The following is a 13,615-nucleotide window of genomic DNA, read 5'->3' as shown; positions in this document are numbered from 1 at the left end:
GCGCGGTCGACCGTACCCCGCTCGCGCGGCACGTGACCAATCCAGGACGGACACACGATCGTCACACTACCGTGAGCCAGGTCACACCATGGTTCCGCCGTCCGTGAGTCTCGCGGCGGCCTCGGCCACGCGCTCGTCGGAGGCGGTGAGGGCGACGCGCACGTGCCGCGCGCCGGCGTCCCCGTAGAACGCGCCCGGCCCGACGAGGATGCCGAGGTCGGCCAGCGCCGACACCGTCTCCCAGCAGTCCGTGGCGCCGCCCCCCGCGCGCCGCGCCCACAGGTACAGGCCGGCCTCCGAGTGGTCGGTCACGAGCCCGCTCGCGCCGAGCGCGCCGAGCAGCAGGTCCCGCCGGCGGGCGTAGGTCTCGCGCTGGGCGGCGACGTGGGCGTCGTCGGACAGCGCGGCGACCGTCGCCGCCTGCACGGGCGCGGGCACGATCATGCCGAGGTGCTTGCGCGTGGCGAGCAGGTCGGCGACGAGCCGCGCGTCCCCCGCGACGAACGCCGCCCGGTACCCCGCGAGGTTCGACTGCTTCGACAGGGAGTAGGCGACGAGCAGGCCGTCGTGCGAGCCGCCGGCCACCGCCGGTTCGAGCAGACTCGGCACGCCGCCCGACGCGTACGGCTCGGTCCACGCGAGCTCGGCGTAGCACTCGTCGCTCGCCACGACGGCGCCGATCTCGCGCGCCGCGGCGACGACGCGCGCGAGGTGAGCGGCGTCGAGCACCCGGCCCGTGGGGTTGCTCGGCGAGTTGACCCACACCAGCCGCACGTCCGGCCGGCCGGCCCACTCCTCGACGTCGTCGGTCGCGAGCGGCGTCGCGCCCGCCAGGCGCGCCCCGACGTCGTACGTGGGGTACGCGGTGCGCGGGTGCACGACGACGTCGCCCGGCCCGAGGCGCAGCAGCGACGGCAGGAGGCCGACGAGCTCCTTGCTGCCGATCGTCGGCAGGACGGCCGCCGGGTCGAGGTCGGGCACGCCGCGACGGCGGGCGAACCACGCGGACACGGCCTCCCGCAGGGCGGGGGTGCCGTGCGTCGTGGGATAGCCGGGCGCGTCCGCGGCACGGGCGAGCGCCTCACGGACGACGACCGGCGTCGGGTCGACCGGCGTGCCGATCGACAGGTCCACGAGACCGCGCGGGTGCGCCCGCGCCCGCTCGACGTACGGGCCGAGCGTGTCCCACGGGTAGGCCAGGCCGGAGAGGTCGGCGAGTCCCATGACCGACGAACGCGGCCGCGTCAGGCCTGCGGCGGGAGCGCCGCGATCATCGGGTCGTCCTTCTCGATGAGACCCATCTTGGCCGCTCCCCCGGGCGAACCGAGCTCGTCGAAGAACTCGACGTTGGCGCGGTAGTAGTCGCTCCACTCCGTGGGGACGTCGTCCTCGTAGTAGATCGCCTCGACCGGGCACACCGGCTCGCACGCGCCGCAGTCGACGCACTCGTCGGGGTGGATGTACAGCGACCGCTTGCCCTCGTAGATGCAGTCCACGGGACACTCCTCGATGCACGCCTTGTCCTTGACGTCGACGCACGGCTGGGCGATCACGTAGGTCACGACCGGGGAACCTTTCTGGCGACGGCGGACCGCGGGGAGATCGGCTGCGGCGTCCCGTGAGCACGGGGCACCGTCCTGGCCGCGCGCGGTCACGGAGGGCATGCGTGTCTAGTATCGCTCAGGTCGGGCGGTGGTCGCCCGCCACGGACCAGCCAGTGGACGGACGTGACATGACCCACGACCAGCGAGAGGGCTCGTCGGCGGCCGGAGCGGCGGACGCGGTCCCGTGGGACACCTGGGTCCCCGGCACGCGCGTCGTCGTGCGCCGACGGCTCGAGGACGACGAGGCCGGCGCCTCGGGCACGCCCCTCACGGACGTCATCGGCGTCGTGGTGGACGTCACCCCGGAGGCCGTCACGCTGCGCGAGGACGCCGGCGGGGGCCCCCCGCACCGGGGCCACGGCCCGCACGACCCCGCACCGGTGCTCGTCGTCGTCCGCCGGGACGCCGTCGTCGCCGGCAAGGTCGTCCCGCCACGGCCGCCGCGCCGCCCGGCCTGACCCCCGGCGAGCGCCCGTCCACCGGCTCAGCGCACGACGACGGCCGAGCCCTCGACGGCCACGACCACGTGACCGGCCGCACCCAGCGCGGGCAGCGTCGCCCGCCAGCGGCCGGCGGCGTCGAGCTCGACCCGCTCGGGCTCGCGGGGCTCGTCGCGGGCGCCCAGGAGCGCCCGCACGGCGTCGGGGCGGTCGAAGAACTCCCCGACCGGTGCGTTCGACTCCAGCGCCTGCACGAGCTGCTCGAGGTCCCGCACGACGACGCGCAGCGCGGACGCGACCCACGCCGCGTTGTCGGTCACCATCGCCTCGGTGCGGCGCGGGTCGGTGCGCCCCACGCGGGTCCCGTCCCGGAAGCTGCCCGCGGCGAGCCCCAGCGCGACGTCGCGCACCGGCGCGTCCGCGACGACCCCGAGGAGCTCGGTGGCGAGGACGTGCGGGACGTGGCTGACGAGGGCGGCCGACTCGTCGTGCACGTCGTCGGTCACCACGTGAGCCGTCCCGCCGAGCGGCCCGGTGACCAGCCGGAGCACGGTCGCCAGCGCGTCCGCCCGTGTCGACGCGTCGACCGTCACGGCCCAGCGCGCGCCGTCGAGCAGGTCCGCGTCGGACGCCTCGAAGCCGGACCGCTCCGTGCCCGCCATCGGGTGCGCACCGACGTACCGCGAGCCGAGACCGGCGGCCCCCACGGCGTCGCGCACCGCACCCTTCACGCTGCCGACGTCGGTGACGACCGTCCTCCCGCGCACGTGCCGGGCCACCTCGGCCGCGACGGCGCGCATGGCGCGCAGCGGTACCGCGAGCACCAGCACGTCGGGCTCGTCGGCGCACAGCGCGTCCAGCCCGGGCGCGACACGCAGCCCGGCCTGGACGGCGGCGTCGCGGGTCCGCGGTGTCGTGTCGAACCCGGAGACCGCGACCCCGCGGGCATGCAGCAGGCGCGCCACCGAGCCGCCCACGAGCCCGAGCCCGACGACCGCCACGGAGGGGGGCGCGGAGCCGCCACCACCATCGGCAGCGCTCCCCCGCGCCTGCGGACCTGCCGTCGCGTCGCTCACCACAGCAGCCCGCTCGCGAGCGCGGGCGCGGACGTGCCCGGCCCGACGCTGCCCACCGGGACGTGCGCGGCGTCGACGTCCGCGTGCACGCCGTCGTCGAGCTCGCCGCGCGCCGGGACCACGCCGAGGGTCTTCAGCGAGTCGCCCGCGCGGAGCAGGTCCCCGAGCACCGCGCGGACCGGCTCGTCCCAGGGGGCGCCGTCGACGGTGAGGACGAAGACGTACGCGCCGGCGACGCGGTGCACGTGCTTGAGCGGCCGGGTCACGAGGCTCGACAGGTTCACGCCCCGCTCGCCGAACGAACGGGTGATGCGTGCGAGCACGCCCGGGCCGGTGACCACGGGCGTCACGGCGAGCATGGTCCGCCACGCCCCGGCGTGCCTGTCGCGCGCACGGGCGAGGACGGCCGGGGCCTCGGTGCGCGTCGCGAGGACGAGGAACCGGGTCCGTGCCCCCGCGAAGTCCTCGACCCCGCGCTCGAGCGTCCGCAGGTCGTAGAGCTCGCCGCAGATGCGCGGCCCGAGCGCCACCTGGTGCGGCGCCGCGTCGCGGCACGCCGCCGCGTTCGACGCCGCGGCCACGGTCCGCAGACCGGTGCGGGCCACGAAGCCCTGGCACTGCGCGAGACCGTGCGGGTGCGCACTGACCTCGGTGAGCTCGCCGTGATCGTGACGCACGAACGCGTCGAACTCGATGTCGAGGACCACCTCGTCGACGGCGACGACGTCCGGGCTGCCGACGATCGCGTCGAGCGACGGCACGACGTACCCCTCGACCGTGTTCTCGATCGCGACGACCCCGCGCGCGTCGTCCCCGCCGGCGACCGCGGCGAACACCTCGCCGACCGTGCCGCGGGCGACGAGCGGAGCCGCTCCGTGGCCCTCCGCCCACCCGACCGCGGCCTGGTGCGTGAACGACCCTTCCGGGCCGAGGTAGCCGACGCCGCTCACGCTGGGGCGTGCTCGACGGCGTCGCCGGTGACCGCCGACGCGCTCCAGCGCGGCTCGAGCGCGTCGGGTCCGGGGACGAACTCGTGCCCGGGCAGGACCGCGAGGACGCGGTGGGACACGCCGCGGTCGTCGAAGTCGCGCACGAGCTCGGACAGCACCTGCGCGTCCGGGCAGGAGAACGCGGAGAAGAAGATGTGCGGTCCCGCCTGCGAGCGGTGGCTGCGCAGGTGCTGGAGGTCGATGCCTGCCGCGGCGACGAGCGCGAGCGTCTGCTGCAGGGAGCCGCGGTGGTCGTCGTGCGGGCCGAACGCCAGCCACACCTGCGCCGTCCCCTCGGGGCGCGGCGCGGTGTCGCGCGACTCGAGCAGCCCGTACCAGACGGGCGCCCCCTGCGTCAGGCGCTCGCTGCCCGGCAGCTCGACGAAGCCGAGGCCGGCGGGCGCGGCAGCCGCGACCGACCGCTCGAGCACGAGCGTGCCGTCCGCCCCGGCGAGCGCGACGCGCTGCTCGAGCGGCATGCGCGTCGGCACGAGCTGTGGCGTCACGCCCATCGCGCGCAGCGCGTGACGGCGGTCGCGCATGCCCGCCTCGTCCACGACGACGGGGCCTGCCGCCTCCTCGGCGCGCGCCGCGCGCCCCACCCACACCCACTGCGCCGGCACGGCGACCGCCGACGTGAGCACGAGCGACGGCGGAGCGGCGAGCAGCGCTCGCTCGAGCTCGTGCGACGGCTGGGCAGGGTGCCCCAGGTGCACCACGGCCGACAGCCCGTCGATGCTCGCGACCGTCGACAGCGTCGCGGACGTCGAGCCGAGGTCCAGCAGGGCCTCCGCCTCGGCCGGGTCGCCGTCGACCCAGCCGGCGGCGCTCGCCGCGAGCAGGGCGTGGGGTCCCGACTCCCGTTCGCTGCGTCCGAGCATGCCTACTCCTCGTCCGGTCGCGCTCAGGGAGCGCAGACCACCTCGTTGTCCGGCTTGTACGTCCAGCGGTCCGCCTCGTCCTTGACGAGCTCGCCGTCGTGGTAGACCTTGCGGTAGTTCGTGATCGTGAAGCCCGGGTTGCCCGGGGGCGTCGGGGCGCAGTCCGGGCCCGTCTGCGTCACCGTCGTGGGCGGGACGACGTTCGACCGCCCGCTGGCGCTCGTCTCGACCTCGTAGTACTTCGTGCTCCAGACGGCGACATGGAGCTCGCCGCCGCCCACCCAGGACTGCATGAGCACGCCGTGCGGCGTGTCGTTCTTGAACTTCAGGTCCAGGGCACCGACGTAGATCGTCGCCTCGCGCCCCGCCGGGTACCGCGAGAACCAGTAGCTGTGCTGACGGTGCTCCACGTCCTCCAGCCCGGCGAAGAACGCGGCGTTGTACACGGTCGTCGCCATCTGCGACAGCCCGCCGCCCACGCCGTCGATGTGCCGGCCGTTCTCGACGATGCCCGCCGAGTGGTAGCCGCCGGCGATCGTGATGGGCGACAACGCCTCCGTGAGCGAGAACGTCTCCCCGGGCAGCACGAGCTGCCCGTTCACCTTGCTCGCCCCCACGCGCAGGTTCTCCGTGCGCAGGGCGTTGTTCGTCAGCGGCGTGGAGAACTCCGCCACCTTCTCCTTGACGCCCAGCGCCTCGAGCGCCGCCACGGACTGCGCCGGGTCGCTCTGGACGAGCTCGACGGTGGCGGTGCGGTCCGACGACGTCGCCGCGGTCGCGACCGCGTCGGAGATCGCCTGGGGGTCGATCGTCGTGCCGGGCTCGCCGCCCGCGACGACCGGGACGCCGTCCACGAACTCGAAGTGGGCGTCGTCCGCCGCGGTGAGCAGGTCGTTCGTGCGCTCCACGACCGCCTCGACGAGGCGCGCGCCGTCGAAGGTGAGGACGAGGTCGCCGTCCGTCGGCGTGAAGGACGCAGCGCTCGCCAGCACCTCGACGGGGAGCTCCGGCGACTGGTCGCTGACCGCCACGACGACGGGTGCCGAGACGACCTGCTGCGCCTGCGCGAGAGCCGCGTCGGTCTCCTCCTGCGTGACGTCCGGACCGACCGGCTCGGTCTCGAGCTCGATCGGGCCGTCCGTGACGAGCCAGCGGTCCGCGATGCTCTGCGCGGCCGCGTCGGCCACGAGCTCGGTCCCGTCGGCGGCCGGCGTCGCGGTGGGCGCACCGTCCACGAACAGCACGGTGCCGTCGACCGGCTCGACCTCGAGACTGCCGCGCAGCGCCTCGACCTGGGCGTCGAGCGCCGTCTCGTCGACGCGCACGACCGGCTCCTCCTCGCCCCCGCCCACGAGGTGGTCCCACAGCCGGACGGGGTTCATCGAGAACGCGGTGAGCTCCTCGGCGGTCGCCTCCGCGTCGAAGGTCAGCCCGGCGGCCGCGGGGTCCATCGTGGTCGTCGCGTCGCCCGCGGCGAGCGTCACCGGTTCCGCGGCGCGCGGAGCGAGCGACGCCTCCAGCTCGTCCTGCGCGGCGCCGCGCGACAGTCCGCCGACGTCCACGCCGGCGACCGTGGTGCCGCTCGGCACCTTGTCCGAGAAGTACCACTGCGCGGCGGCGTACACGCCGCCGAGCACGAGCACGGCGATCCCCGTCCACAGCAGCCCGCGGACCCACCCGCGCCGCGGCGCGTCCTCCTCGAACCCGTCGAACGGCGAGGTGACGCGCTCCTCGTCCGGAGGGACGGGCCCGAACGGCCCGGCCGCCCCGGCCGCCTCGGATCCGCCACCGGGCGCCGCAGCGTCCGCAGGATCCGCGCCTCCCGCGCCGCCGTGCGGCGGGACCACCGCGGTCGCACCGCCGGCGTCCGTACCGGCGTCGGAGAGGTCCGGGTCGGAGGACCCGGCGTCGGCGCCGTGGTCGGCGGACCCGTCGGTCGCACCGGCGGACACGGCCGCGGAGAGCACCGACGTGCGCACCGGCCCCGGGCGCTCCCACGGCTCGACCGGCGGGAGGACCTGGGTCGCGTCGGCCGCAGCCGCCGTCCCGAGCGCCGACGGCGCGGACGCCTCGTCGACGACCGGCACGACCCGGGTCTCGTCGCCCTCCGGAGCGGCCGCCACCGCGGTCGCCTCCTCGGGCCCGGGTCCACGCCGGTCGGCGTGCGCGGAGGCGCCCGACGGCTCGGTGTCCGTCGCGTTCTGGGTCGGGTCCGACGTCGTGTCCGGCGTGGTGCCCGTCGGGTCCGGCGCGGCTCCGTCGGGCTCGGCCTCGTCGGGAGTCTCGTCGGTCACCGGTCCGGGCCCGACGGGCTCGCTCGCCGCGGACGCCGACGGCGAGTCGACGGGCTCGGCGGGCACGGACGTCTCGGCCGTGGAACCTGGGGTGCCGGCATCCGCGGCCGTCGGCTCTGCAGCCGTGGGCTCCGCAGACGTGGGCTCCGCGGGTGCGGGCTCCCCGGAGCCTCCCACCGCGGCGTCGGCGTCGTTCTCGGCTCCGGCGTCGTCAGCGGCCTCGACGACGGCCTCGACGTCGGCTCCAGCGGCGTCCGCGGGCTCGGCCTGCGGGCCGGTGTCCGCGGACGGCGCGTCCTGGGCCGCCGGGGCGTCGGGGTCGAACGCGAACACCCGGGGGACGTAGGGGGTGTCGTCGTCCTCGAGCGCAGGCTCCGTGACCGGCGCCTCCTGGGTGCCGGCGGGGTCTCGAGGGGCGTCGGCGGCGGTCCCGTGCGCGGTCGACGGCGTGTGCGCGGTCGACGGCGTGCGCGAGGTCGTCGCGCCGTCCTCGGGCGTCTCGAGAGCTTCGTCTCGCTCGGTCGGCTGACCCATCCACTGTCTCCGTGACGAAAGGCGCGCGGCGTCCGCGCGACGACGAGGGGTGTGCGGTCTCCCGCACGGCAGATTCTATCCGGGCCGGTCTACGCCCGATGTCCGTTGTGCCCGGAAGGGCGTTCGTGCAGCGCGGGCCGAAGTGGCCGCTCGCTGAACCACGACCGGGGCAGGAACGCGGCGACCGCCACCACCAGCATGCCGCCGTAGATCCACACGTAGCCGACGGCCTGGCTGGGCACGAGCACGTCGCCCCCGGGTCCTTCGATCGCGAGGACCTGCACGACCGCGACCCAGCCGACGCCGAACCCGACGAGTCCCGTGTAGCCGCCCCACGCCCGGGAGAGCACGCTCGCGGCGAGCACCGCGAGCAGGGCGAGCACGAGCCCGAGGTGCAGCGCCGGGACGTCGACCACGGGCGCGCGGTGCGCGATCGTGCCGACGAGCCCGACGATCGCTCCGATCAGCGCGCACGCCAGCGCGCGACCGACGAGGCGTCCCGTGCTCGTGTCCACAGCAGAGAGGCTATCGGTCGTCCGCGCCGGGTTCCGGCAGGGTCCGCAGAGCGGCGCGGGAGGGCGCGTAGAACTCGTGTGAAGGGACGGGCGCCAGCACGTCGTTGCTGAGTGCGTACCACCCGACGAGCGGTTCCGGCGTCGGACCGAAGGGTCCGGCGTCGGACGCGCTCGCGAGCCGGACCTGCGTCGCGTGCGCCCGCATCGCGGCGAGCACCGCCGTCAGGACCGGCGCGACGGGGACCGCGACGAGCGGTGACGCGTCGCCGAGGCGGGCATCGGGCACCGCGAGGGGCGGCAGGGTCTCGTCGGGGTCGGGCAGCGTGACGCGACCCGGTCCGGTGAGCAAGGGCTGCACCGCCGGCCGGTCGGCGAGCGCGCGCCGCGCGGCGCGCACCGCGGACTCGGGGGCGACCACCTGCCAGAGCGAGGGCACGGCGTCGCCCGAGGACGCGAGCAGCTCGAGGGCACGCACCGTCACCTCGTGGGCGCGCACATGGTCGGGATGGCCGTACCCGCCCCCCGCCTCGTACGTGACGACGACGGCGGGCCGGCGTTCGCGCAGGACCGTGACGAGGCGCGACGCCGCCTCGTCGAGCGGCACGGCGACGAACGCCCCGGCCGGGAGCTGCGCCTCCGCGGCAGCCCGAGCGATGCCGGGGGCGGCCCAGGCCATGCCCGAGTCCGTGTACCGCGCGGGCGGTGCGCCGTGCGACGACGCCTCCGTCTCGCCGTCGGCCGTCGGCCCGGTCCCGCGCGCCACGGCGTCGAGGAAGACGTGGTCGTGCACGCCCAGCGCCGTGAGCGCGTGCGCGAGCTCGTCCTCCCGGTGCGCCGCGAGCGCCGGGCCGTCCCCCTCGAGGTGCCCGACGCCGGTGGGGTGCTCCGGCGTGTCGATGACCTCGCCGCGCTCGCCGCGCGTGCAGGTGACGACGGTGACGCGCTCGCCCGCGGCCGCCCACGTCGCGAGCAGCGCGCCCGTGGCGAGCGTCTCGTCGTCGGGGTGCGCGTGCACGGCGACGAGCCCGCCGTCGGGCACGACGGGACGGGCACCCGCCGGGGCGCCCGCCCCCTCGGCCCGACCGGACACCGTCAGGCGCGCTTGGCCCGCGACGTGGCGCGGGCGCGCTCGGTCTGGTCGAGGATCACCTTGCGGATGCGCACGACCTCGGGCGTGACCTCGACGCACTCGTCCTCGCGCGCGAACTCGAGCGACTCCTCGAGCGTGAGGTGGCGCGGCGGGATGAGGTTCTCGAAGTTGTCGGCCGTCGAGGACCGCATGTTCGTGAGCTTCTTCTCCTTGGTGATGTTCACGTCCATGTCCTCGTTGCGCGAGTTCTCGCCGACGATCATGCCCTCGTAGACCTCCTGCGTGGGGTCGACGAAGAACGAGCCGCGCTCCTGGAGGTTGATCATCGCGAACGGCGTCACCTTGCCGGCGCGGTCGGCGACGAGCGACCCCGTGGTGCGCGTCTCGATCGCCCCGGCCCACGGCTCGTAGCCCTCGGAGATCGACGACGCGATGCCGGTGCCGCGCGTCTCGGTGAGGAAGCGCGTGCGGAAGCCGATGAGCCCGCGCGCCGGGACCATGAACTCCATGCGGATCCAGCCGGTCCCGTGGTTCGACATGGTCTCCATGCGGCCCTTGCGCTGCGCCATGAGCTGCGTGACGGCGCCGAGGTACTCCTCGGGGACGTCGATGGTCATGCGCTCCATCGGCTCCTGCGTCTTGCCGTCGATGGTGCGCGTCACGACCTGCGGCTTGCCGACGGTGAGCTCGAAGCCCTCGCGGCGCATCTGCTCGACGAGGATCGCGAGCGCGAGCTCGCCGCGGCCCTGGACCTCCCACGCGTCGGGGCGGTCCGTCGGCAGGACGCGCAGCGAGACGTTGCCGACGAGCTCGGCGTCGAGGCGGTCCTTGACCTGGCGCGCGGTGACCTTGTGGCCCTTGCCGCCCTTGCCGGCCAGCGGGGAGGTGTTGATGCCGATCGTCATGGAGATCGCCGGGTCGTCGACCGTGATGAGCGGCAGCGGGCGCGGGTCGTCGGCGTCGGTGAGCGTCTCGCCGATCGTGATGTCGGCGATGCCGGCGACGGCGACGATGTCGCCCGGGCCGGCGGACTCGGTCGGGACGCGGTCGAGCGCCTTGGTCTCGAGGAGCTCGGTGATCTTGACGTTCTGCAGCGTGCCGTCCTGGCGCGCCCACGCGACGACCTGGCCCTTGCGCAGCGTGCCGTTGAAGACGCGCAGCAGCGCGAGGCGGCCGAGGAAGGGCGACGCGTCGAGGTTCGTCACGTGCGCCTGGAGGGGCGCGCCCTCGTCGTAGGTCGGTGCGGGGATGGTCGAGAGGATCGTGGTGAACAGCGGCTCGAGGTCCTCGTTCGCGGGGAGCTCGCCGTCGATCGGCTGGTCGAGGGACGCGCGCCCCGCCTTCGCGGACGCGTAGACGACGGGCACGTCGAGGACGGCGTCGACGTCGAGGTCGGGCACCTCGTCGGACAGGTCGCTCGCGAGGCCGAGCAGGAGGTCGGTCGTCTCGGCGACGACGTCCGTGATGCGCGAGTCGGGGCGGTCGACCTTGTTGACGACCACGATGACCGGCAGCTTCGCGGCGAGCGCCTTGCGGAGCACGAAGCGCGTCTGGGGCAGCGGGCCCTCGCTCGCGTCGACGAGCAGGACGACGCCGTCGACCATCGACAGGCCGCGCTCGACCTCGCCGCCGAAGTCGGCGTGGCCGGGGGTGTCGATGACGTTGATCGTGATCCCGTCGGGCTCGCCCGCCGCGGCCGCCGCAGGACCGGCGTACCGGACCGCGGTGTTCTTCGCGAGGATGGTGATGCCCTTCTCGCGCTCGAGGTCACCGGAGTCCATGACGCGGTCGTCGACCTGCTGGTGGGCCGAGAAGGCGCCGGACTGACGCAGCATGGCGTCGACGAGCGTCGTCTTGCCGTGGTCGACGTGGGCGACGATCGCCACGTTGCGCAGGTCGGAGCGCACAGACATCTACGGTTCTCATTTCGTGGGGTCGACGGGGGCGACGGACGCTCGACGCCGCTCCTGGACCGGTCCGGCCGGCTGGGCCGCGGCGTGGGGAGGGCGCACGGGCACTCACCCGGGCACGGCTATGGTACCGGGTCGTCCCGCGGTCGCCGCTCCGGGCCCCTCAGCGCGCGACGGTCCCCGGGCGACGTCCCCGGACGACGCGTGAGCCGGGGACCGTGGGGCGAGCGTACGCGGCGCCGTTGCCGGTACACCCGCCTGGTCGCCGATCCTCCCCCGGGGGTCGCGGGGGCGGTACCGGAGACCGGGGTCCGACGCCCTTTCGAGACGTGTTCGTCATCACACCGTTACACACGCGCCGTCGTCCCCGGCCGACGGCGCACCGCCTCCCGCGGCCGCGACGCCGGTGCGGGAGGCGGGACGGGCCGGGTCCTCAGGAGGAGCGCGGCGACCTTCCCCCGGGCCTGCGGACGAGCCCGCGCCAGCGGTTGGGCCGGTCCGGGTAGAGCTCCTCCCACTGCTCAGAGATCGACTCGGTGACGCGCGTCGTCACGTGCTCGGTGAGCGCCGCGCGCGCCTGTCGCCGCTCGACGCGCATGATCGCGGCGTGCTCCACCCGCAGCGCCTTGATCGTCGCGACGGCCATGCCGATCATCACGAGCGAGAACGGCAGCGCGATGAGGATCGCCGCCGTCTGCAACGCCTGCAGACCACCGGCGAGCAGGAGCGCGATGGCGAGCAGGCCCTCGAGCACCGCCCAGAAGATCCGGCTCCACGTGGGCGGGTTGGGGTTGCCCCCGGAGGCGAGCATGTCCACCACGAGCGAGCCGGAGTCGGACGACGTGACGAAGAAGACGACGATGAGGATGATCGCCGCGACGGACAGCACGGTGGACAGCGGGAGGTCGGCGAGCAGCTGGAACAGGACGGTGTCCTGGTTGACCGCGCCGTCCTCGAGCATGCTGCCGGGCACCGTGAGCTCGCGGTAGAGGCTCGAACCGCCGAAGATCGCGAACCACAGCGTCGTCACGATCGTCGGCACGAACAGGGTGCCGAGCACGAACTCCCGGACGGTCCGCCCGCGGGAGATGCGCGCGATGAACACGCCGACGAAGGGCGCCCAGGAGATCCACCAGCCCCAGTAGAAGATCGTCCACGACGACTGCCACTCGAGCCCGACCGCGCCCTGGAACGCCGTCGTGTCGAAGGTCAGGCGCAGCATGTTCTGCAGGTAGAAGCCGAGGGACTGGACCCACTCGCGCAGCAGGAAGAGCGTCGGGCCGAGCAGCAGCACCAGCACCGCGACCACACCGGCGAGCACCATGTTGCCGTTCGACAGCCACTTGATGCCCTTGCCCAGCCCGGAGACCACCGAGAACGTGGCGATGACCGTGATGGCGGCGATGAGCCCGATCTCCAGCCCCAGGCTGGGGTCGGCGACGTCGAGGAAGCCGAGGCCCGCGGCGATCTGCATCACGCCGAAGCCCAGCGAGGTGGCCACGCCGAAGACCGTGCCCACGATCGCGACGACGTCGATGGCGTTCCCGAGCCAGCCCTTGACGCGGTCGCCGAGGATGGGCTCGAGCGCCCAGCGGATCGAGACGGGGCGGCCCTTGCGGTGGATGGAGTACGCGAGCGCGAGTCCCGCGACGACGTAGATCGCCCAGGCGTGGATGCCCCAGTGCAGGTAGCTCTGGCCCATCGCGGCCTGCGCGAGCGCGGGGTCGCTGCCCTCCACCCCCGGTTTCGGCGCGATGTAGTGCGACAGCGGTTCGGCCGCTCCCCAGTACACCAGGCCGATGCCCATGCCGGTCGCGAAGAGCATGGCGAACCACACGGGCAGCGCGAACTGGGCCTCCTCCTCGTCCTTGCCCAGCACGATGTCGCCGAACCGGCTCAGCCCCATCCAGAGCGAGAACACGACGAACGCGGCGACGATGAGGACGTAGTACCAGCCGAACACGCCGATGACGTCGCTCTGCAGCGTGCTCATCGCGGTGGTCATCGCGTCCGCGAAGAACACCGTGAGCAGCACGAACAGGAGGATGATCCCCGCCGCCGGGTAGAAGACCCGGGGGTCGGGACGCCCGGTCCGCGCGTCGTCGTCGCCCGCCGGTGGTGGTGGCAGCGCCGCACCTCCCTCGGCCGACGGCGCCGCCGTCGTCGTCTCTGCGGCGGTGCCGGCGAGAGACCCGTCCGGACCGTGTCCCGCGCTCGTGCTGGAGGAGTCGTGCGTGCTGCTCATGTGCCCAGGCTTCCGGTGCGCCGCCCGGGTGGCAACC

Annotated in this window: 11 protein-coding genes; 1 reads left to right on the top strand and 10 read right to left on the bottom strand. The window is 74.6% G+C overall.

What is annotated here, in order from left to right:
• Positions 1-81: 81 nt before the first annotated feature.
• Together dapC and fdxA are read right to left on the bottom strand one after the other, a co-directional pair.
• On the bottom strand, positions 82-1,224 hold the full coding sequence (dapC, locus tag ACFTZA_RS13525; RefSeq protein WP_378195625.1) for a succinyldiaminopimelate transaminase: 1,143 nt from the start codon (positions 1,222-1,224) through the stop codon (positions 82-84).
• A 20-nt stretch (positions 1,225-1,244) separates the two neighbouring features.
• On the bottom strand, positions 1,245-1,562 hold the full coding sequence (gene fdxA, locus ACFTZA_RS13520) for a ferredoxin (RefSeq protein WP_378195622.1): 318 nt from the start codon (positions 1,560-1,562) through the stop codon (positions 1,245-1,247).
• 170 nt (positions 1,563-1,732) lie between these two features.
• On the opposite strand from fdxA, the gene ACFTZA_RS13515 reads away from it, so the two are divergent.
• Positions 1,733-2,062, top strand: a complete 330-nt coding sequence (locus ACFTZA_RS13515) for a hypothetical protein (RefSeq protein WP_378195619.1) — start codon at positions 1,733-1,735, stop codon at positions 2,060-2,062.
• Positions 2,063-2,088: 26 nt separating this feature from the next.
• On the opposite strand, the gene ACFTZA_RS13510 is transcribed toward ACFTZA_RS13515, so the two are convergent.
• From ACFTZA_RS13510 to ACFTZA_RS13475, 8 genes are all read right to left on the bottom strand, one after another.
• Positions 2,089-3,120, bottom strand: a complete 1,032-nt coding sequence (locus tag ACFTZA_RS13510; protein ID WP_378195617.1) for a prephenate dehydrogenase — start codon at positions 3,118-3,120, stop codon at positions 2,089-2,091.
• Positions 3,117-4,070, bottom strand: a complete 954-nt coding sequence (locus ACFTZA_RS13505) for a prephenate dehydratase (RefSeq protein ID WP_378195614.1) — start codon at positions 4,068-4,070, stop codon at positions 3,117-3,119. Before ACFTZA_RS13505 ends, ACFTZA_RS13510 begins: the two co-directional genes overlap by 4 nt.
• Positions 4,067-4,990, bottom strand: coding sequence for a hypothetical protein (locus ACFTZA_RS13500; protein WP_378195611.1), 924 nt, complete (start codon positions 4,988-4,990; stop codon positions 4,067-4,069). Before ACFTZA_RS13500 ends, ACFTZA_RS13505 begins: the two co-directional genes overlap by 4 nt.
• A gap of 23 nt (positions 4,991-5,013) precedes the next feature.
• Entirely contained in the window at positions 5,014-7,818 is a 2,805-nt protein-coding gene (locus ACFTZA_RS13495) for a VanW family protein (protein ID WP_378195608.1), read from the bottom strand.
• A gap of 89 nt (positions 7,819-7,907) precedes the next feature.
• Positions 7,908-8,333, bottom strand: coding sequence for a DUF6113 family protein (locus ACFTZA_RS13490; protein ID WP_378195605.1), 426 nt, complete (start codon positions 8,331-8,333; stop codon positions 7,908-7,910).
• Positions 8,334-8,343: 10 nt separating this feature from the next.
• On the bottom strand, positions 8,344-9,372 hold the full coding sequence (locus ACFTZA_RS13485; RefSeq protein ID WP_378195602.1) for a PIG-L family deacetylase: 1,029 nt from the start codon (positions 9,370-9,372) through the stop codon (positions 8,344-8,346).
• 53 nt (positions 9,373-9,425) lie between these two features.
• Positions 9,426-11,336, bottom strand: coding sequence for a translational GTPase TypA (typA, locus tag ACFTZA_RS13480; protein WP_378195599.1), 1,911 nt, complete (start codon positions 11,334-11,336; stop codon positions 9,426-9,428).
• Positions 11,337-11,766: 430 nt separating this feature from the next.
• Complete coding sequence (locus ACFTZA_RS13475) at positions 11,767-13,578, bottom strand: BCCT family transporter (RefSeq protein ID WP_378195596.1); 1,812 nt, start codon at positions 13,576-13,578, stop codon at positions 11,767-11,769.
• Positions 13,579-13,615 lie beyond the last annotated feature (37 nt).

It is taken from the genome of Cellulosimicrobium sp. NPDC057127, assembly GCF_042670945.1.
Taxonomy (GTDB): domain Bacteria; phylum Actinomycetota; class Actinomycetes; order Actinomycetales; family Cellulomonadaceae; genus Cellulosimicrobium.
Note: the sequence above shows the minus strand (reverse complement) of the source record. Positions and strands in the feature narration are given on the sequence as shown.